General features: G+C 34.8%; 19 protein-coding genes and 3 tRNA genes. 12 read left to right on the top strand and 10 right to left on the bottom strand.

The genetic code is table 11. The features are described from left to right. Positions 1-289: 289 nt before the first annotated feature. The 5 genes from ACFS3A_RS26645 to ACFS3A_RS26625 form a co-directional block, all read right to left on the bottom strand. Positions 290-802, bottom strand: coding sequence for a molybdopterin-dependent oxidoreductase (locus tag ACFS3A_RS26645; protein ID WP_379828762.1), 513 nt, complete (start codon positions 800-802; stop codon positions 290-292). 49 nt (positions 803-851) lie between these two features. Then, on the bottom strand, positions 852-1,970 hold the full coding sequence (locus tag ACFS3A_RS26640) for a cytochrome-c peroxidase (RefSeq protein WP_379828760.1): 1,119 nt from the start codon (positions 1,968-1,970) through the stop codon (positions 852-854). Between the two features lie 71 nt (positions 1,971-2,041). Next, positions 2,042-2,302, bottom strand: a complete 261-nt coding sequence (locus ACFS3A_RS26635; protein WP_379828758.1) for a hypothetical protein — start codon at positions 2,300-2,302, stop codon at positions 2,042-2,044. 40 nt (positions 2,303-2,342) lie between these two features. After that, positions 2,343-4,040: a TonB-dependent receptor plug domain-containing protein gene (locus tag ACFS3A_RS26630; protein ID WP_379828757.1), complete on the bottom strand. Its 1,698-nt coding sequence runs from the start codon at positions 4,038-4,040 to the stop codon at positions 2,343-2,345. A gap of 322 nt (positions 4,041-4,362) precedes the next feature. Then, the gene (locus tag ACFS3A_RS26625) at positions 4,363-5,451 is read right to left on the bottom strand and encodes an NADH:flavin oxidoreductase (protein ID WP_379828755.1); all 1,089 of its coding nucleotides are present in this window, start codon (positions 5,449-5,451) and stop codon (positions 4,363-4,365) included. Positions 5,452-5,679: 228 nt separating this feature from the next. Between ACFS3A_RS26625 and ACFS3A_RS26620 the strand changes: the two genes are divergently transcribed. The 3 genes from ACFS3A_RS26620 (at position 5,680) to ACFS3A_RS26610 (ending at position 7,540) form a co-directional block, all read left to right on the top strand. Further along, positions 5,680-6,045, top strand: a complete 366-nt coding sequence (locus tag ACFS3A_RS26620) for a DsrE family protein (RefSeq protein WP_179002747.1) — start codon at positions 5,680-5,682, stop codon at positions 6,043-6,045. Positions 6,046-6,182: 137 nt separating this feature from the next. After that, the gene (locus ACFS3A_RS26615) at positions 6,183-6,653 is read left to right on the top strand and encodes a nucleoside deaminase (protein ID WP_379828753.1); all 471 of its coding nucleotides are present in this window, start codon (positions 6,183-6,185) and stop codon (positions 6,651-6,653) included. 2 nt (positions 6,654-6,655) lie between these two features. After that, positions 6,656-7,540, top strand: a complete 885-nt coding sequence (locus tag ACFS3A_RS26610) for a helix-turn-helix domain-containing protein (protein WP_379828751.1) — start codon at positions 6,656-6,658, stop codon at positions 7,538-7,540. Positions 7,541-7,884: 344 nt separating this feature from the next. Here the strand turns inward: ACFS3A_RS26610 and ACFS3A_RS26605 are convergent. The 3 genes from ACFS3A_RS26605 to ACFS3A_RS26595 all read right to left on the bottom strand — a co-directional run bounded on the left by ACFS3A_RS26605 (position 7,885) and on the right by ACFS3A_RS26595 (position 8,165). After that, a tRNA-Arg gene (locus tag ACFS3A_RS26605) sits at positions 7,885-7,958 on the bottom strand. A gap of 34 nt (positions 7,959-7,992) precedes the next feature. Then, positions 7,993-8,067: transfer RNA gene (locus ACFS3A_RS26600), tRNA-Pro, on the bottom strand. 14 nt (positions 8,068-8,081) lie between these two features. Continuing rightward, positions 8,082-8,165, bottom strand: a tRNA-Ser gene (locus ACFS3A_RS26595). A 238-nt stretch (positions 8,166-8,403) separates the two neighbouring features. On the opposite strand from ACFS3A_RS26595, the gene ACFS3A_RS26590 reads away from it, so the two are divergent. From ACFS3A_RS26590 to ACFS3A_RS26580, 3 genes are all read left to right on the top strand, one after another. After that, complete coding sequence (locus ACFS3A_RS26590) at positions 8,404-9,582, top strand: acetyl-CoA C-acyltransferase (protein WP_379828749.1); 1,179 nt, start codon at positions 8,404-8,406, stop codon at positions 9,580-9,582. A gap of 67 nt (positions 9,583-9,649) precedes the next feature. Beyond that, a complete protein-coding gene (locus ACFS3A_RS26585; RefSeq protein WP_379828748.1) occupies positions 9,650-10,411 on the top strand; it encodes a C40 family peptidase in 762 nt (253 codons plus the stop codon). Between the two features lie 30 nt (positions 10,412-10,441). After that, positions 10,442-11,497, top strand: a complete 1,056-nt coding sequence (locus tag ACFS3A_RS26580) for an SMI1/KNR4 family protein (protein ID WP_379828746.1) — start codon at positions 10,442-10,444, stop codon at positions 11,495-11,497. A 211-nt stretch (positions 11,498-11,708) separates the two neighbouring features. Here ACFS3A_RS26580 and ACFS3A_RS26575 read toward each other — a convergent pair whose 3' ends face one another. After that, a complete protein-coding gene (locus ACFS3A_RS26575) occupies positions 11,709-12,554 on the bottom strand; it encodes an AraC family transcriptional regulator (protein ID WP_379828744.1) in 846 nt (281 codons plus the stop codon). Positions 12,555-12,670: 116 nt separating this feature from the next. On the opposite strand from ACFS3A_RS26575, the gene ACFS3A_RS26570 reads away from it, so the two are divergent. The 4 genes from ACFS3A_RS26570 (at position 12,671) to ACFS3A_RS26555 (ending at position 15,550) form a co-directional block, all read left to right on the top strand. Next, a complete protein-coding gene (locus tag ACFS3A_RS26570; protein WP_379828743.1) occupies positions 12,671-13,657 on the top strand; it encodes an aldo/keto reductase in 987 nt (328 codons plus the stop codon). Positions 13,658-14,062: 405 nt separating this feature from the next. Beyond that, positions 14,063-14,668 carry an NAD(P)H-dependent oxidoreductase gene (locus ACFS3A_RS26565; RefSeq protein WP_379828741.1) on the top strand — a complete coding sequence of 202 codons (606 nt, stop codon included), beginning with the start codon at positions 14,063-14,065 and terminating at the stop codon, positions 14,666-14,668. 2 nt (positions 14,669-14,670) lie between these two features. Beyond that, positions 14,671-14,949, top strand: coding sequence for a putative quinol monooxygenase (locus tag ACFS3A_RS26560; protein ID WP_379828739.1), 279 nt, complete (start codon positions 14,671-14,673; stop codon positions 14,947-14,949). A gap of 136 nt (positions 14,950-15,085) precedes the next feature. Beyond that, a complete protein-coding gene (locus ACFS3A_RS26555) occupies positions 15,086-15,550 on the top strand; it encodes a DUF3291 domain-containing protein (RefSeq protein ID WP_379828737.1) in 465 nt (154 codons plus the stop codon). A gap of 99 nt (positions 15,551-15,649) precedes the next feature. Here ACFS3A_RS26555 and ACFS3A_RS26550 read toward each other — a convergent pair whose 3' ends face one another. After that, positions 15,650-16,357: a class I SAM-dependent methyltransferase gene (locus ACFS3A_RS26550; RefSeq protein ID WP_379828735.1), complete on the bottom strand. Its 708-nt coding sequence runs from the start codon at positions 16,355-16,357 to the stop codon at positions 15,650-15,652. 226 nt (positions 16,358-16,583) lie between these two features. Here ACFS3A_RS26550 and ACFS3A_RS26545 point away from each other — a divergent pair, with 226 nt between their 5' ends. Together ACFS3A_RS26545 and ACFS3A_RS26540 are read left to right on the top strand one after the other, a co-directional pair. After that, a complete protein-coding gene (locus tag ACFS3A_RS26545) occupies positions 16,584-17,465 on the top strand; it encodes a LysR family transcriptional regulator (RefSeq protein WP_379828733.1) in 882 nt (293 codons plus the stop codon). Positions 17,466-17,781: 316 nt separating this feature from the next. Continuing rightward, positions 17,782-19,068 carry a DUF2130 domain-containing protein gene (locus ACFS3A_RS26540; protein WP_379828731.1) on the top strand — a complete coding sequence of 429 codons (1,287 nt, stop codon included), beginning with the start codon at positions 17,782-17,784 and terminating at the stop codon, positions 19,066-19,068. Positions 19,069-19,296 lie beyond the last annotated feature (228 nt).

Here is a 19,296-nt window from a genome sequence, read left to right as displayed (position 1 = left end):
TTCTTGTAAAAACGTCTTTTCCTTCCGAAATTCTCTTCTGAAAACTGGTGCCATAGCCCCGATAGAAGTGGAAATCCTTTTGCTTTTTCCTTTAAAAAGCAAAAGATTGAAACGGATAGCGGGATTTAGCTCCTGAAAATCATAATAACATACTTATTATATAATTAGGTATAAAAAAACCAGGTTTTCAAAACCTGGCGGATTTTGTGAGAATAAAATCTACTCATTTTATATAGGTACACTTATATATGTATATTTTCGTTTAAGTTAAAAAGCTTTGACTACAATCTCAATCTTTTGCAAATCGAATAATTAAGTGTGTTACCTCAAGAGCAGAACGAGCAGGCTTATTTTCATCAGGAACAACTAAACGGAACGGACCTACTCCATCAGCTAAAGGTTTTCCATCCTTTGAATCAGCAAGAATAATAACTCTATTTGTAAAACCTGGATCTAATTCCGCTAAAGAAAAAACCACTTCATACCCATCACTACTTCTCACCAACATGTACTTCGTAAGATTTTCTCCTCTCAACTCTTTACCAACCGTAACTCCAGCCTGTTCTAAAAGTTCAAAAATTGAAACCCCAGAATATTTCTGCAACACACCTTCACGATTCTTCATAACAGCATCAACATGCTTCATCTTTGCTAAATCTGAAACAGTCAGTGACAACGGCTTTAAAACTTCACCTTCAACTTTCACAACCTGCTCTTTTAAAATATTCTGTGCAAACAGATTTTGCGAACAAAGCCCTAATACTAGAACCAAAACTACAAGTGATACATGGTATTTTTTCATTTTACAATAATTTGATTAATTAAATTTCATATATATAAAAGCTAATTACTTACTTTCGACTTAAATGGGGATTAGAAAATCTTGGATCATTTATAAAGGTAGAATCAGTCAGCATCTTTAAAAAACTAATAATATCTGATTTTTCATTTGCTGTCAACCCAAGACTTTTTCCTTCAATATCATTGGGACGATTCTGCAAAGACAAACTTAAAGTCTTACTTGGCTGAATATGTTCATTATAATGATCCAGCACTTCTTCAAGACTTTTAAACCTGCCATCGTGCATATAAGGAGCAGTAAGCGCTATATTTCGCAATGTTACGACCCGAAACCGCCCTCTATCATTTGGCATTCCAGTAATCTCTTCACGCCCTACATCTTTAAATATACTGTCGAGACCATTATTATGAAACAACTCCATATATATCTTAGGCGTACCATGACACTGAGCACAACTAGCCCCTCTTATACCTTTACCCGCTAAGGCCGAATTCATAAACATTTCCATTCCGTTTAATTCCTGCTTTGTCGGCACATATTCCCCTCGCAGGTATTTATCATAAGTAGAATTCGACGAAATCAAAGTACGTTCAAACTGAGCAATTGCCATTGCAATTCGATCCGCTGTTATTTGCGATGTGCCAAATGCCTCTTTAAAAAGAACAGGATACAACTTCGTTTTTTGAAGCTCAACAACAGCTTTATCCAAATACGCCCCCATTTCATGAGGATCACTGAGTGGAATTTTTGCCTGTAACTCCAATCCTTTAGCCCTGCCATCCCAAAAAAAGTTCCTTACCCAGAGTAAATTTGCCAGAGACATTGAATTACGCCTTGTAAGCACATTATCTACCCCCTGACTAAAAGCTCTTCCGTCCGTAAAAGCTAATTTTTGTTGATGACAACTACTACAGGAAATTGTTTTATTTGAAGATAACTTCTTTTCATAAAACAACATTCTTCCCAAAAAAACTCCTTGTTTTGTAGTTGGATTATTCTCCGGAACACTAATTCTATTTCCAAAATAATCGGGATATTCCAGTTTATATGGATCCGTATAAATCGGATTTACATTAGTAGCCGCTATCAGAACAAGAGCAATCAACAACATCAACCAGAAACTAATCTTTTTACAATGAGATGTTATTTTTACTATACTACTTTTCAAACTTTGAAAAATTTATTGATTTCACTATTTTATGTTTTCAGGTGTAGTAACAACTGTATTTCAATTAAAATTTAATTAAAAAAGCGAAGTGTCACAAATAAATTGCGTCCTTCTTCAGGAAAACCTTCTACAAGACTGTAATTTCTGTCCAATATATTATTTATTCCGGCATCGAGACTGAAATTTTTCATTATTTTACCGGAAGCATATAAATTCAAAAGCGTATAATCCGAAACCTTAGTACCATAACTAGTACTGAACCTTGATGAATTAAATTCAGCATTAGTAATTAATCTCAGTGTTTTAATTGGCATATACTCCAATATCCCCATAACTTTAGAATTAGGAACATCTGTAAAATGAATAGCCGGGCTAGTAATGTTTTTTTCTTTCTATGTAAGTATAATTTACATTAAGTGAAACATTTTCCAAAACAGAATAAACAACCTGCGCCTCAATACCTTTATATTCTGCTTTTCCAAAATTTTGCATCTGAGACTTTCCTGGCTGAACATTACTCACACTCAAAATAGCATCAGTAATTTTACTGTAAAACAAAGCCCTTTGAAAAGTTACTTTTTCAAAAAATCTACCAGCATAATTTACTTCATAATTTAAGGCAGTTTCCGGTTTTAAATCAGGATTAGGAATTGCCGTTCCCATTCTATACGAATAGCGATCCTTGATTGTAGCGAACCTTGTTTTCTTCGATACAGTACCCCCTAGTTTTTGATTTTCTTTCAATTGATAAAAAAGACCCGCCTGCACATTATAAGCATCACTCGCATCTGCAGACGGATAACCTGAAATGATTTTTGTCGAACTATTATAATCTTCTGCCAGTATATTTTTTCTAATATTATAACTACCGCCCGGAATTATTGAAAACTTATCCGAAATTTTAAATACATCTTCAATTCCAACCAGAACAGTATTATCTATAAAATGACTTACCGGCTCTCCCAAATTATGCTCACGATGAACATCTTCTTTAAAATGTACTGCCATTTTGAAATCATTTTTTGGAATAAACTGCGTGTTATATTCAACATTTCCCCCAAAAGTATAATCATCATAAAAACTTTGAAATGCATACCCTCTAGTCATCGTCGAATATGTTTTATCATCATAACTATTCAATGTGTTTTTAAATTTATCATAGTAGATTCTTGTTTTTAAACTATTTTTGGAATCGAAACTGGAATTGGAAATAAAGTAATAACTTTCTTTGTTCCAAACCGGCCACTGCCAAAAGCGCGGATTAGCCAAAAGCGAATTTCTAGCATCACTACCCGCATAAACAGGATTTCCTTTTTGTCCTTGCTGATTAATATACCCCAATGCATATTCACTATTTTTAGTTGGAGTCCATCCAATTTTAAAACTTATTTTACGATCTGTTCGATAAGAATTATCTCTTTCACTTCCATCTTCATTTTTCATCGGTATAAAATCAGATGACATTCTGGTTGAATTTCGATCTAAATAAGAGAATCCTCCCTGAACATATAATTCACCCAAATTAGACCCAATATTAATATTTCCTCGATAACCATTAGAATTAATCATTCCAAGCGAACCATCATATTGCAATTTCCCCGAAGGTTTTCGAGATACGAGATTAATCGCCCCTCCTAATGAATTTGGACCATAAAGAACAGATGAAAATCCTTTTGAAACATCAATAGCCGCTAAATCAAAAGTGGTAAAACGAGCCAGATCTACATAACCATCATAAGGAACGTAAACAGGAATTCCATCCATATAAACAGGCACCTGCCTCAAATCAAAACCCCTAACAGAAATCATTGACTCATTTCTTGGCCCGGAAGCAGTTAAAGTAATCCCCGGAAGCATATTTAAAGCTCTCGATACATCCATTTTATTCTGTAACTCCATCGATTTTGAAGTTATTCTGTTTAATGTGTCTTTATTTTGCTGACGAGTTACAACAACTTCACCAAGTTTAAAGACATTAGACACTTTTACAGAATCTATTTGAACAGAATTATTCTGCTGTCCCAAACCAATAAGCGGCAAAAGCATAAATGAGATAAATTTTAGTTTCATAAATTTACGATGTTTTCAGTATGTTTTAAAATGAATACTGATGGTTATAATAATTCGTTTTGGTTATTTAAATATGACAAACTTCTCAGTGTGTATTAAAATGAATACTGATACCCAAAAAAAACAAGCTTTTTCCCCTGCTATTTTTTATACCTTTTGAAAGCAAGAAATATCAAAAACCAAAATACTTAAGTATTTTTAAATTCAAAAATAAGTACAAATACTTAATTTAAAAAACTTTTACGTGGAAATTTATTTTACTGGAATTATCAAAAAAAATAAGCCACCTATTGGCAGCTTATTTTAAAGTAAATCAAAAAAGTTACAAGGATCCCGGCTTTACAAAAGTCTGCCATCCACGCATAGTATCAATAAACCGCTCACTTAATCCGCCCTGACGTAAATAATCTGCCATAACAGGAAGCTGAGGACTCTTATAAATTGGATTTGCTTTTACCTGCAAAGGAAAATCTCGCTGAAGAATGGCTGCCCGGGCAATAAGTATAAAATCACAACCTTCATCGAGAAGTTCTGCAGCACGCTGAGCACTCATAATCTTACCTGCTGTACCTAAACGAACTCCTTTACGCGGAAGTTCAGTAAAAACACTCAGCATTGTTTTTCCTTTAAAAGCTCCTTCGCGAACAATTTGAGCCGAATCCCATAGCGCTAAGTCTAAATAGTCGATTAATTCCCGATTGAAAATGTCGGCTGTAACTTCACATAATTCCTCTAAAAGCAATCCATATCGTTCAATTGACAATCGCCACCCGATCTGGAAATCAGGACCGCAGGCTTTACGAATTCCTTCAATAACTTCAATAGTAAAGCGTGCACGATTTTCGAGATTTCCGCCATACTTATCTGTGCGATCGTTTAAATTTGGTGACATGAATTCTGAAAGAATCCATCCGAAAGCGCCGTGAACTGAGATTCCGTCAAATCCTGCCAATTGTGCTCTTTTTGCTGCAGCTATAAAACTGTCCCTGATTCGTTCTACTTCTTCTGTAGTAATTGCTTTAATCCCTTCTAATGTTTTACCCGAAGCCGGAGCTGGAATTCCTCCAATTGAAGCTTTCGCCCGATGTCCTGCATGATGCAATTGTACCGCTGACAATGCACCGCCATCACGAATCGCCGATGCCATTTTTGTCAATCCCGGTAAATGGTCATCACTATGAATACCTAATTGTCTTTCAAACGCAATTCCTCCTGCTTCTACGGTAGAAGCACTGGTTTGAATTAAGCCGTAACCTCCTTGAGAAAGCTGTTCCATCCAATATTGATCGTATTGAGATGCAGTGCCGTCAAATTCACTTTGCTGACTGGTTAAAGGTGCCAGCATGAAACGATTTCTCATTGCTGGGCCATGCAGCAACGTAAGCGGTTTAAATAAATCAGAAACAGACATATTGTTTATTTTTTTTAAGTTCTACTGATGTAAATTATTATTCGATGCAAAGTTGTAGAGATAATCATTCCTGAAAAATGGATGATTTTTACTTTATAATGGGTGTTTTGAACCTGATATTTTAAAGATTTAATACAATAAAAAATTCTCCATCATAAAGTAAATTTTCTCCATTCTTTAGCTGGCATTACCGTCAGATCTTTGCCTTGTTAATAAAAACAATTCAAAATGAAAAAAACAGCTATTATTATTCTTTCTGATCCAAAAGCGGGTTCAGAAGAAGCGTTAGGACGTGTATTCAATGCTTTAGCATCAGCATATGAATTCAAACACGAGGGCGAAGATGTAAAAATTATTTTTCAGGGTGCAGGGATAAGATGGCCTGAACATCTTGAAAAACCAGAACATCCTGTTAATGCTCTTTATAAAGAAGTAAAAGATCATGTTCACGGTCTTTCTAAAGGATGTGTTGCTGTATTTGGTACTGAGGTTTCTGGTTACGAATTATTAAATGACAATGAAGTTCCCGGAACTCCAGGTCTTCCAAGTTTTGTTAATCTTAAAAAAGAGGGTTACGATATTTTGATTTTCTAAACCATCTCTCCTAACTGCCCTTTTTCTCTTTAAGGGCAGTTTTTTTATTCACAAATATTTAATGGAATTAAACCTTTATTTTTTGAGTAATTTAGCATAGCTGGATACTCTACAATCAATATTTAAGTTTTAAAATTATGCAGGAAGATGTTCAATATTACATGAATCAATGTTTAAATCTTGCCCAAAGCGCTCTAAAAGCTGGAAATCCGCCTGTGGGTGCGATTATTGTATTTGACGGAAAAATAATTGGTAAAGGTATTGAATCAGGAAAATCTACAGGAGATATTACCAATCATGCCGAAATATTATCTATTCGAGATGCTGTAAAAAATGGGCATTCAGATAAATTGCATCTGGCACAAATGTATACTACACATGAACCTTGTATTATGTGTTCGTATATGATTCGTCATCATAAAATAAATGAAATTATTTATGGTACAGCTGTTCCTTATGTAGGCGGTTTTACTTCAAAATTCAATATTCTGGAAACAGAAGATGTTCCAAAATGGGGAAATAAACCAAAGATAACCGGCGATGTTTGCGTGGAAGAATGCAATGCGCTCAATTCTCAGTTTTTAGAATTATTAAGCAAACCAAAATAAGTATGTTGTCACAATCTGTATATACACTTGTTAACCAGCAAAATGGAAATTTATCATTCAAAGTTTTTGAGTTTGATAATAGCAGTTATTTTGATCATATTCAGCGAAATAATTATTTTACCATAATCATTATTATTTCAGGAGAAGGATTAGCCAAAGTTGATCTTTCCGAATATTCATTTAAAGAAAATACTTTATTTGCTTTTTATCCTTATCAGCCTTTCATGATAGCTTCTGAAGAACCTCTTACCGGCATTTCTATTCAGTTTCATCATGATTTTTTCTGTATTTACAGACATCATAAAGAGATTGCTGCTAATGGAATTTTGTTTAATAATGTTTATCAGCAGCCTTTTATTCTCCTCGATCAAAATAACAAGCAGATATTGCTAAATATCGTTAGGGAAATCGTGAATGAGCTAAAAATGGAAGCTTTAAGAAAAGATGAAGTTCTTGTTTCTTATCTTAAAATATTCCTGGTTCTTGCTACCCGAATAAAATTGGAACAGCAAACTATTAAAGAAACAAATGTAAATGATAAGCAACTACTTATCATACAAAACTTAAGAAATGCCATTGAAGATAATTTCAGAACAAAACATTCTGCAAGCGAATATGCCGATATACTTCATGTAACTCCGGTTGTTCTTGCGCGAGCCGCAAAAAATCATTTTAACATGACACTTTCTGATTTGATTACAGAAAGGATTATTATTGAAGCCAAAAGAGAATTGTATCTCACAGACAAAACGGTAAAAGAAATTGCCTATGAACTTGGTTATGATGATGAATACTATTTTAGCCGCGTATTCAAAGGGAAAACGGATATTTCGCCACAATTTTACAGAGAAACAATTGGTTTTAACCGAGGTTCAGTATTAAATTAACTAAAAGCATTCATTGTTTATATACTGCCTAATTACCAATACCATCATTATTTTTCATTAAAACGGAAATAAAACATTTCCATAGTTTGGGAAATTTCATCAATGTTAAAGCTTGTAAAACTTCTTTTATCAGTAAAGATGGATTTCAACTATAGGCTACAAACCCATATCAATTCTATGTTTTCAGCAATTTCAAAAATCGCTTGCAGCGGTTTTATTTATGCTTAAATTTTATCAATCCACAGGTTTTTGTATTGATCCGCGGTTTTACTAAATTTTAGATTAATTTTAAAAACAGCAAAATTATAGAAAACAAAAAAGCCACTCGATTGAGTGGCTTCTTGTGAACGCAGAAGGATTCGAACCTTCGACCGCCTGCTTAGAAGGCAGGTGCTCTATCCAGCTGAGCTATGCGTCCATTACTTTTAAAACTTTATCGCTTAAAGTTTTAGTCGGGGTGGCAGGATTCGAACCTGCGGCCTCCTGCTCCCAAAGCAGGCGCGATAACCGGGCTACGCTACACCCCGAGGCAAAATTTAAGCGGAGAGACAGGGACTCGAACCCTGGCGACGGTTACCCGTCGACAGATTAGCAATCTGCTCCATTACCGCTCTGGCACCTCTCCTTGCTAGTGGAATTGCTTCCGTTTTGCGAGTGCAAATGTATAACAACATTCCTTTTCTCACAAGCTTTTTTTCGAGTTTTTTTAGTTTTTTTTTATCTTTTTTCAAAACCACTTCACAATCAAACAAATAGAATTAACAAAAATTTCACCCAAATTTAAAATCTACCCTATTCTGTACAAAATTTGAATATATTCAAATAAAGAGTAAATTTGCTTTATAACTAATATTAAACAGAAAATGAACAAAAGAGTTGTTATCGTTTCTGCCGTTAGAACACCTATCGGAAGTTTCATGGGAGGGTTATCTACTGTACCTGCACCAAAATTAGGCGCTGCCGCTATTAAAGGCGCCCTTTCTAAAATTAACCTGGACCCAAAATTAGTTGATGAAGTTTTTATGGGGAATGTAATTCAGGCAGGCGTTGGACAAGCTCCCGCTCGTCAGGCTGCACTTTTTGCAGGTTTGTCTGAAGAAGTTGCTGCTACAACAGTAAACAAAGTTTGTGCTTCTGGAATGAAAGCTGTTATGTTTGCCGCTCAAGCAATCGCTTGTGGAGACGCTGAAATCGTAGTGGCTGGCGGAATGGAAAGCATGAGCTTAATTCCTCACTACGTACAAATGCGTGCTGGAAACAAATTTGGCCCAGCAACTATGCTAGACGGAATGCAAAAAGATGGTTTGACAGATGCTTACGATAACAACGCAATGGGAGTTTGCGCTGATTTATGTGCAATTGAATACAACATCAGCCGTGAAGAGCAGGATAATTTTGCGATTCAATCTTATGAAAGAAGTGCAAAAGCCTGGGATGCTGGAAAATTTGACAACGAAGTTGTTCCTGTTGAAGTGCCACAAAGACGCGGCGAACCAATTATATTCTCTAAAGATGAAGAATATACGAATGTAAAATTGGATAAAATTCCATCTTTGGCCCCAGTTTTTACGAAAGACGGAACCGTAACTGCTGCAAATGCTTCAACAATAAATGACGGAGCTGCTGCTTTGGTTTTAATGTCTGAAGAAAAAGCACAAGCATTAGGTTTAAAACCTTTAGCATACATAAAAGGTTATGCAGATGCTGCACAAGAACCAAAATGGTTTACTACAAGTCCAGCAAAAGCATTACCAAAAGCGTTAGACAAAGCAGGAATTTCAATTTCAGATGTAGATTATTTCGAATTCAACGAAGCATTTTCTGTGGTTGGGCTAGCCAATTCAAAAATCTTAAATTTAGATAATAACAAAGTAAACGTAAACGGTGGAGCTGTTTCTCTTGGACATCCTCTTGGAGCATCTGGAGCACGTATTATCGTAACTTTGCTTAATGTTTTAGAACAAAACAATGCTAAAACCGGAGCCGCTGCAATTTGTAACGGTGGCGGAGGCGCATCAGCAATTGTTATTGAAAGAGCATAAAACAATATCTCAAAAAATCAGGAGTTATGTTTATAACTCCTGATTTTCAACTTATAAATTTCCTTACATGTTTGGAATTTGCAATCTAGCCATAGTACCCGTTCGATCTGAGCCAAGTGACCGAAGTGAAATCGTGACACAACTTTTGTTTGGCGAACATATCGAAATTTTAGAACGCCAGAATCAGTGGGCAAAAATCAGAATTCAATTTGATGACTACGTAGGCTGGGTAGATTCTAAACAGTATCAGGTAATTTCAAAAGAGCAATTTGATCAGTTGAGTAAAGAGGCAATTATTCTAAATGCCGATTTAATTGATTATATCACAGCTCCGGATAACTTATTGCTTCCAATTCCGTTAGGAGCTTCCTTATCTTTTTTGAATAACAGCGAAATCAATACTTCTAATTTTGATTTCGAAGGAACTAAAACCAGCGGAATCAAACCTAAAAGTGCTTTAATTAGTACCGCTTTTATGTACTTAAACGCACCTTATCTCTGGGGCGGAAAAACACCTTTTGGCATTGACTGTTCCGGATTTACACAAATGGTTTATAAACTGAATGGCTATAAAATTCACCGTGACGCTTCGCAACAAGCGCTTGAAGGAGAACCTTTAAGTTTTATTGAAGAAAGTGAAGTGGGCGATTTAGCCTTTTTTGATAACGACGAAGGAAATATTACTCACGTCGGAATCATTATGGAAAACAACTATATCATTCACGCCAGTGGAAAAGTTCGTATAGATCGTCTGGATCATACCGGAATTTATAATCCGGAGTTAAAAAGACACACTCATAAATTGCGTGTCATCAAAAAGATTATATAAGCCTTTTTATTAATTATAAAACCATACATTTTGACAAAGCTTTCATTATCTAAAACAGATTTCAGAATAAATGACATTAATGTTCAATTTCCAATCGCTATAGATATTTTAAAAAAAGCTTTGGGCGATTGCCGTTACATCAAAAAGCAATACAACCACATTTATACTTGGGATGATTTAGGCATAATGGCTTTCTCTAAAGAAGGAAATCAGGTCGAAAGTCTTGCAATTGAGCTTGAGGTCAGAGAATATGACTATTGCGCCAAAAGCATCTTTACAGGAGAATTTCTTCTTGAAAATTTGGAATTATTTCAATACTACGAAAACAATAAAAATAAGCTGGTAAAACTTTTTAAAGGAGACAGAAGCGGTGCTTTCATTCTTAACGGAATCAGTGTTTGGTTTGATAAAGAAGATGGAAAAATTACAAGTTTAAGCATTTCAGCGTCAGAAGAAAAAGAGAAAAAAATATCTGTTCCTCTTGATCCTGAATTTCAATCATTTAAAGCTTTATGGCAGAACTGGATTTCAGAAATCAATAAAATTGTTTCTACAAACAATGATTACTACAATCTGGCAGATGGTATTTCGGCAGAAGATATCGAACAACATTCCACATTAGAAGACGAAATTAAAATACCGCCAGCGCTTATTAATTTTTACAAAGTTCAAAATGTAGATTATGATCCTGTAACATCAACTTTTCAGTTTGGAGTAAATAATTGGTCTTACGAATTAATTCCGTTTCAAGATATTGCCGAAGAATGGAATTCTATACAAGACCTACAATTTGACGAAGACGATTTACCAGAACAAGATGAAGTAGACTTCGAAAGAATCAAAACCAACAACTACGCCAATCCAAAATGGATTCCGTTTGCAACAGGAAGAAACGGAGATTATTTGGTTTACGATACAGATCCAGCCGAAAAAGGGAAATTTGGACAAATCATTGAACTTCAAAATGAATCCTGGTCACGCGACATTGTTGCTAACTCATTTGAAGAATTAATTCAAAATGAAATCAACAATTTAAAAGCAGGCAAAACTGAACATTTTGATTTTATTATCGGAAAAGAAAATTAAAGTACGCGGATAAAACAGATTCGCTTTGCGAAAACGCGGATTTACACGGATTTTTTTTTTTCTCTCTCGCAGATTGAGCAGATTTGTTTAGAAATCTTTTTTAAATCTGCTAAAATCATTTAAAATCTGCGTGAAATAAAAAAAATCCTTTTAATCCTCATAATCTGTGGCAAAAAATTCGAGCTAATTAGTGAATTTCGTGGCAAAAAAACTAAGCACTCAATCGAATCGTCTTTCTAAACTCAGACGGACTATACCCTTTTTGCTTTCGAAAGAATTTATTAAAGTGGCTTTCATCGGTAAAACCAAATTCATAAGCAATTTCATTTATACGCTTATCGCTGAATTGCAAACGATGTTCAATCAGTTTTGTTTTGTAATTACTAATATACTGTTGCATGGTTTCGCTGGCATGTTTCTTAAAATAACGTCCTAAATACGTATTTGAAATTCCAAAATAATCGCTTATTGATTCTGCTTTAATCTTTTCTGGATAATAAATATTGTTCTGAATATATTGTAGAATATCCATCGCTTTGGCTTCTGTACTTATCGTCACTTGCTCAGGAAGATATTTTGCAATATTTCTCGCCACAATGATAATCAATGTATTTACCAATTGCTGAATCAATTCCTGATTATAAACATCTTTGTCTTGATGTTCACGGCAAATCGCTTCCACCATTACTTTAACCAGACATTTATCAGGATCATTCTTCAAAATACAGCCTGGCTGATGATTGGCGTTTTGAAGAATATATTCCAAACGCTGAATATTTTCATTCTGCAAACTCGAATTTTTCAAATAAATATCATTAAACCTCAAAAAGAAGAATTTCGTTTTAGTTTCAATGGTAAAATTGTGGCAATCGTCAGGAGTTAATAAAAACAAATGTCCGGGATCGTATTCAAAAATATTTTTATTAATACACTGTCTTCCTGTACCTTCTAAAATATAAACCAGCTCAAAAAAATTATGGCGATCACCCACATCCGGATATGCATCTAAAGTTTCAAAAGAAACCGTAAAAGGCTCGTATAAGTTTTCTTTTTTCATAATTTAATTTATTTGAAGTTGCAAATATACCTAAAAAAGACAAATATATACCAAATAAGAACAGTTAAAATGGTATAATTTTGCCTCATCAAATTAATCAAAATAAAATTACAATCATGGAATATAGAAAATTAGGCAACTCAGAACTAGAATTATCAGCTATAACATACGGTGCATTTGCTATTGGTGGAACCATGTGGGGCGGAACCGAAAAGAAAGATTCAATAGAATCTGTTCAAGCTTCGATTGATCACGGAGTAACCACAATCGACACCGCTCCTTTTTACGGATTTGGTCTAAGCGAAGAAATGATCGGCGAAGCTATTAAACCTTATGATCGTTCAAAAGTGCAGTTGCTTACAAAATTCGGTTTAGTTTGGGACGGAAGCAACAACGGAAAAGGCGATTTCTTTTTTGATGCTGACGATAACGGAAAACAAGTGCCTATTTACAAATACTCATCAAAGGAAAATGTAATCAAAGAAATCGAAGAGAGCTTAAAACGTCTTAAAACCGATTATATCGATTTATTACAAATTCACTGGCCAGACAGCACAACACCAATTTCAGAAACTATGGAAGCTGTTGAAACCTTGATCCAACAAGGAAAAATAAAAGCTTTTGGAGTAAGTAATTATAGTGTTCCGCAAATTCAGGAAGCCCAAAAAACCGTTCAGATTGCATCAGATCAGGTAGCGTATAGCATGTTGAACAGAAGCATCGAAAAAGATTTACTGCCATTTACCATCGCAGAAAACATCGGAATCATTGCCTACAGTCCAATGGAAAGAGGTTTATTAACCGGAAAATATTTCACTGACAGCAAATTAAAAGAAAACGACCACCGCAACGGCTACTTCGGAAAATTCGATTTACAAAAAGTAAAAACTCTAATCGAAGAATTAAGTTCACTAGCAAACGACAAACACATTTCGATTGCACAACTAGTATTGCGTTGGACAACATTACAAAAAGGAATTGCAATAGTTTTAGCGGGCGCCAGAAATGCAGAACAAGCCATTTCAAATGCCAAAACAATGGATTTCGATTTATCAGCTTCGGAATTGGAGTTTATTAATCAGGCAATTTCAAAATTGAAGTAATATTTCAAACACATAGAGACATAGCTTTCATTGCGCATAAAAGGCGTTTCACTTGCATTAACAAACATAGTCAAAGCAATCTTGTCATTCCGAGAAACGAGGAATCTCCGTAAGTAGCGCGCCAAAGATTGAATCAACTTTGAGGAATATTGTCGTTGAGATTCCTCGTTCCTCGAAACAACAAACTTTGAAACTATGTGTTAGAAACTAGTTTCTTTCAATTCCCTTTATACGAAAGAAAAACCTATGTCTCTATGTGTTTAAAAAACTCTCAACAATTAAAATAATTTGGGCGTGTCCCAAGGGCCGGGCTATCCGTTCCAATCTTTTGCGCCGAACCCCGGCACAAAAGGATTTCCACTGCTATCCCTCACGCATCCATTTTCAAAAGAAACAATAATAAAAATGAAAAAGATATTTATAATTAACGGCGGACAGAAATTCGCACATTCAGGCGGAAAATTCAACAAAACTGTTCAGGACTGGACAACCGAATTTCTTTCCAAAAACAACGAATACGAAATCAAAACAACTCACGTAGAAGATTATATCGATCTTGACAAAGAAGTAGAAAAATTTGTTTGGGCAGATGTAATCATTTACCACACACCAGTTTGGTGGTTTCAGTTGCCAAACCTTTTCAAAAAATACATCGATGATGTTTTTACCACAGGCCATAACAAAGGAATTTACAAAAGCGACGGAAGAAGCCGTGTAAATCCAGATATCAATTACGGAACAGGCGGACTTCTGCACGGCCGTAAATATATGCTGACGACAAGCTGGAATGCACCTGCAACCGCTTTTACTTTACCTGGAGAATTTTTTGATCAAACTTCTGTTGACGATGGCGTAATGTTTGGTTTCCATAAAATGAACAAATTCACAGGAATGGAAAAACTAAACGGATTTCATTTTCATGATGTTGAAAAAGGAGCAACACCAGAAAATATCATTATCTTTAAAGAAGAATACACCAAACACCTAGAACAAACTTTTAAAAACCTATAATTATGATTTCGATTACAGCAATTTTAAAAAGCAAACCAGAGCATTTAAATGAAATTCAAAACCTGCTGACACATCTGGTAACTGAAACCAGAAAAGAAGAGGCTTGCGTTCGTTATGATTTACACACTTCAGAAAATGTTTTTATTCTCTGGGAAGAATGGAAAGATCAACCGGGATTAGATCTTCATAACAATCAATCCTACTTGCAAGAATTCATCAAAAAAACAGAATCCTTGGTTTCAACTCCAATACAGGTTTACAAAACAGAGCAGATTTTATAAGTTTCAGTTAGCCACGAATTCACGAATTTATTTTTTAAAATCTATGCGCAAAGATTTTGAATTAATTCGTGAATTCGTGGCGGAAAAACTATTCAGAAAAAAGCTAAATTGCTTAAAATTCAGAAACATATATTTTATGAGCAAATACCATCTTGCCGAAATTAATATTGCCAAAATGAAAGGAGTCGACATCAACGATCCGATCATGAAAGAATTTGTAGACAATTTAGATACTGTAAATAAACTAGCGGAAGAAAGTGAAGGTTTTATCTGGAGATTAAAAGATGATACCGATGGCCAGAATGCAACAAATCTGAATCCGTACAATGACGAGCAGATAATTGTAAATGTTTCGGTTTGGGAAAACATCGAAACTTTGGAACATTATATGTACAAAACTTTTCACAGTGAGTTTCTAAAACGCCGTAAAGAATGGTTTCAAAAATTCGGAAAAGCACACACAGCCATGTGGTGGATTCCAAAAGGACATATTCCAACACTTGAAGAAGCCGTTGAAAAATTAGATCACTTACAAAAAAACGGCCCGTCAAAATTAGTTTTTGATCTTCGAAACAAATATCCGATACCTGTTAATGTATAGTTTTTTTTAGCCACAAATTACACGAATTTCCACAAATTTTTATTCACTAAGAAAAAATTAATTCGTGTAAATTCGTGAAATTCGTGGCAGAAAAAATTTTTATTTAATTCCTCCAAAAGCTCCAAAGCACATATTTTTATGTAAGATTTCGACTTTTGAAAAACCAACTTTTTTCATTAAATCCAATTGATAATTCATCGATCTCGGAGAATCTTCTTTCTCAATATAATCCAAAACTTTCTGGCGATACTCTGCTCCTCCTATTCCTTCCAAATATTCGCCATAACGTTGCCAGGTATATTCATTCAATAAATCGGTATCTTGAGTAATCAAATCCGAAATCATCAAACAACCTCCGGGTTTTAATAATGCAAACAATTTAGCAAAAGTCGTTTCCCAATCTTTATCATCGCGTAAATGATGCAAAACCGCTCCCGCCAAAATAATATCAAAACTGTTTTCTTCTAAAGCTACTTCACGAATATCGCCTTGTTTGATTTCAACATTTCCATTCGTTTCCGCCGAAACTCTTTCAAAAGCACGATCCAACATCGGCAAACTCAAATCGACCAAAGTGCAATTTAAGTCGGGTACTTTAGACAACATTTTTAAAGTATAATTTCCTGCTCCACAACCAACATCCAAAACATGCTTAGCATTCGGAACAATACGTTTTGAAGCTTCGGTTATTAATTCCAAAGAAATAGTAGCGTCGATTGTCGCCACTTGTCCCGTTTCTAAATTTGAAAATCGTTCGACATCATTGTCAAATCGTTCCTTGATTTCTTCAATAGTTGATTTTTTCATGGTCTTTTGTTTTTTTTAATCTCTCACAGATCAAGCAGATTGAGCTAATCTTTTTGCTATTATAGGATTGGAATATTATTATGATCAAGATGATTTATCTAAAATTAATAATCTGCTTTATCTGCTAAACCTGCGAGAGACTTATTTTTTGATTTTTCAAAACTACCTCTTTTATAAATACTTTAAAAATACTATATTTATCAATTAATAATACTTTAAAAGTATCATGGAATTGCGTCACTTAAAATATTTTCTGGCTGTAGCCGAAGAACTGAACTTTACCAAAGCGTCAGAAAAACTCTTTATTTCACAACCACCGTTAAGCCGACAAATTGCCGAATTGGAAGAAGAACTTCAGGCAAAACTTTTCATTAGAAACAACAAAAAAGTAGAACTGACCGAAGCCGGAAAATATTTCGAAAAAGAAATTCGGGAACTTTTTCAAAATCTGGAACGTATTTCCGTTAAAACAAAAAAGATTGCCGAAAACGTTTCGGGCGAATTCAGAATTGCTTATATCAGTTCAATATATTCTTCTACAATTTCAGAATTAATCAAACATTTAAAAACACAATTTCCTTATGCAAATTTCAAACTCTTTGAAATTTCAACGAGCAAGCAAATCGATGCTTTGGAACAAGGAAAAATCGAAATGGGAATTATTCGTTCACCAATAAAATCTCCCAAAATACAATCGCATTTATGGTTTCAGGACGGATTTTCAATTGTTTTTAATAAAAAGAACATTCAGCTAAAATCTGAAAAAGAAATTCTAAACTTGAAAGATGAAACTTTTGTATTCTTCAACAAAGATTATGCACCACATTATCACGAAGTTTTACTGGAACTTTGTGCATTTTATGGCTTTACGCCGAAGATTATTCATGAAGCCAACAACATCAATTCGATTGTACAATTAGTTAAAAATGGATTAGGAATTTCGATTGTTCCTTCCAACATTGCCAAAAACAATCAGGATCCTGAGATTGGTTTTATTGAATTGAAAAAAGTCAATTTACGTACCGATGTTTCGATTATCACCTCAAAAGAAGATGATTCTGAAATCACTCGATCTGCTGTTGCGTTTTTGTTGCCACAAAGGCGCTAAGGCGCAAAGTTTCTTTAAACAGAAAGAAACGTACAGTTTGTCATCCTGACGAAGGAAGGATCACACAAGAAATTCTGCAAACAGAATCGCCAATCTTTGTCGAGTTAGCTTTGTGATCCTTCCTTCGTCAGGATGGCATAAAATGAGAAAATCCTTTTAATCATTATAATCTGTGGCTAAAAAAACTTTCCGCCTTAGCGCCTTCGTGGCTATAACAAAAATTCGTTACAATTTAGTACAGAAATCCACATTATAAAAAGAGAACTTTTAAATACCTTAGCAAATTCAAATTCTACAATAAAAATTCAATATAAAAATGGCTGAGCAATCTTCAATTCAGTGTCCAAACTGCGGAACTCCTATCGATGTCAATGATGTTTTAAAACATCAATTGGAAGACAGCATCCGTAAAGAATTTCAACAAAAAGCAACTATTCAAAATAAAGAATTAGAGCTTAAAAACGAGCAATTGGACAAAGCCAAAGCCGAATTTGAAGCCAAAAAGAAACAAGAAAACGAACTTTTTGCGGAGCGTTTGGAACGTGAAAGAAAAATTGCCGAAAAGGAAATTTCTGAAAAACTAAAAACCAAACTCGAAGAAGAAAACAAAGATCGTTTGCTTTTAATGGAAAAAGAACTCTCTGAAAAATCGGAAAAAATCAGGGAATTAAATAAAATGGAAGGTGAAATCGCCAAATTACAGCGTGAAAAACTGGAAATGAAAGATGCTATTCAGGCCGAAGCCGAAAAGCAATTGAACACGCAATTGACTTTGGAACGTGAAAAAATCAGAAAACAGGAAGACGATAAAAACGAGTTAAAATTTAAAGAACTTCAAAAGCAATTAGAAGAACAGAAAAAATTAACTGAAGAAATGAAACGCAAGCAAGAACAAGGTTCGATGCAATTGCAAGGCGAAGTAATGGAATTAGCAATCGAAGAATGGCTCGCTAACAACTTCCCACTTGACAGTATCGACGAAGTTAAAAAAGGAGCAAACGGTGCCGACTGTCTTCAAATTGTAAACACTCGCGAACATCAAAACTGCGGTTCCATTTATTATGAAAGTAAAAGAACAAAAGCTTTCCAGCCTTCCTGGATTGAGAAATTCAAAAACGATATTAGAACCAAAAGAGCCAATATTGGTGTTTTGGTTACCGAAGTAATGCCAAACGGAATGGAACGAATGGGCATGCGCGACGGAATCTGGATTTGTACCTACGAAGAATTTAAAGGTTTAAGCGCTGTTTTGCGTCAGTCTTTAATTCAGATCAATCAAGCCGTTCAGGCACAGGAAAACAAAGGCGATAAAATGTCGATGTTGTATGATTTCTTAACCAGCAATGAATTCCGTTTGCAGATTGAAGGAATCGTAGAAGGTTTTACACAAATGCAAAGCGACTTAGATTCAGAGAAAAGAGCGATGCAGAGAATCTGGAAACAGAGAGAAAAACAAATCGAAAAAGTGGTTCACAATACTTTAGGAATGTACGGTTCGATTCGCGGTATTGCTGGAAATGCGGTTCAAAGTGTAAAAGCTCTGGAATTGGATTTTATTGAAGGCGAACAGGAAGATGAAGAACCTAAGGAATTGTTTGAATAAATCCTTTATTCAAGATTCAAACGTTAAGTTTTTCATTCCGAGGAACGAGGATCACACATGTAATTCCTCGTTCTATATCGTCAATCTTTGTAGAGTTTCGTGTGTGATTCCTCGTTCCTCCTTTAGATTTGTTTTTTGAAATTTTAAGTAGATTTATGATTGAGAAAGGAAGCAAAAGTAAACTATTCGGTCCTCCGAGCTTATGACTCATATTTCGATTAAGACTTT

The organism is Flavobacterium notoginsengisoli (assembly GCF_042686225.1).
Taxonomy (GTDB): domain Bacteria; phylum Bacteroidota; class Bacteroidia; order Flavobacteriales; family Flavobacteriaceae; genus Flavobacterium; species Flavobacterium notoginsengisoli.
This window is presented reverse-complemented; position numbering and strand designations above follow the sequence as displayed.

What these genes read in the sequence shown, in the direction of transcription:
- ACFS3A_RS26545 (WP_379828733.1), top strand. Translation starts at nt 16,584, where the DNA reads ATGGAATTGCGTCACTTAAAATATTTTCTGGCTGTAGCCGAAGAACTG.
- ACFS3A_RS26620 (WP_179002747.1), top strand. Translation starts at nt 5,680, where the DNA reads ATGAAAAAAACAGCTATTATTATTCTTTCTGATCCAAAAGCGGGTTCA.
- ACFS3A_RS26540 (WP_379828731.1), top strand. Translation starts at nt 17,782, where the DNA reads ATGGCTGAGCAATCTTCAATTCAGTGTCCAAACTGCGGAACTCCTATC.
- ACFS3A_RS26635 (WP_379828758.1), bottom strand. Translation starts at nt 2,302, where the DNA reads ATGGGGATATTGGAGTATATGCCAATTAAAACACTGAGATTAATTACT.
- ACFS3A_RS26645 (WP_379828762.1), bottom strand. Translation starts at nt 802, where the DNA reads ATGAAAAAATACCATGTATCACTTGTAGTTTTGGTTCTAGTATTAGGG.
- ACFS3A_RS26630 (WP_379828757.1), bottom strand. Translation starts at nt 4,040, where the DNA reads ATGAAACTAAAATTTATCTCATTTATGCTTTTGCCGCTTATTGGTTTG.
- ACFS3A_RS26625 (WP_379828755.1), bottom strand. Translation starts at nt 5,451, where the DNA reads ATGTCTGTTTCTGATTTATTTAAACCGCTTACGTTGCTGCATGGCCCA.
- ACFS3A_RS26560 (WP_379828739.1), top strand. Translation starts at nt 14,671, where the DNA reads ATGATTTCGATTACAGCAATTTTAAAAAGCAAACCAGAGCATTTAAAT.
- ACFS3A_RS26575 (WP_379828744.1), bottom strand. Translation starts at nt 12,554, where the DNA reads ATGAAAAAAGAAAACTTATACGAGCCTTTTACGGTTTCTTTTGAAACT.
- ACFS3A_RS26565 (WP_379828741.1), top strand. Translation starts at nt 14,063, where the DNA reads ATGAAAAAGATATTTATAATTAACGGCGGACAGAAATTCGCACATTCA.
- ACFS3A_RS26610 (WP_379828751.1), top strand. Translation starts at nt 6,656, where the DNA reads ATGTTGTCACAATCTGTATATACACTTGTTAACCAGCAAAATGGAAAT.
- ACFS3A_RS26615 (WP_379828753.1), top strand. Translation starts at nt 6,183, where the DNA reads ATGCAGGAAGATGTTCAATATTACATGAATCAATGTTTAAATCTTGCC.
- ACFS3A_RS26590 (WP_379828749.1), top strand. Translation starts at nt 8,404, where the DNA reads ATGAACAAAAGAGTTGTTATCGTTTCTGCCGTTAGAACACCTATCGGA.
- ACFS3A_RS26555 (WP_379828737.1), top strand. Translation starts at nt 15,086, where the DNA reads ATGAGCAAATACCATCTTGCCGAAATTAATATTGCCAAAATGAAAGGA.
- ACFS3A_RS26570 (WP_379828743.1), top strand. Translation starts at nt 12,671, where the DNA reads ATGGAATATAGAAAATTAGGCAACTCAGAACTAGAATTATCAGCTATA.
- ACFS3A_RS26550 (WP_379828735.1), bottom strand. Translation starts at nt 16,357, where the DNA reads ATGAAAAAATCAACTATTGAAGAAATCAAGGAACGATTTGACAATGAT.
- ACFS3A_RS26585 (WP_379828748.1), top strand. Translation starts at nt 9,650, where the DNA reads ATGTTTGGAATTTGCAATCTAGCCATAGTACCCGTTCGATCTGAGCCA.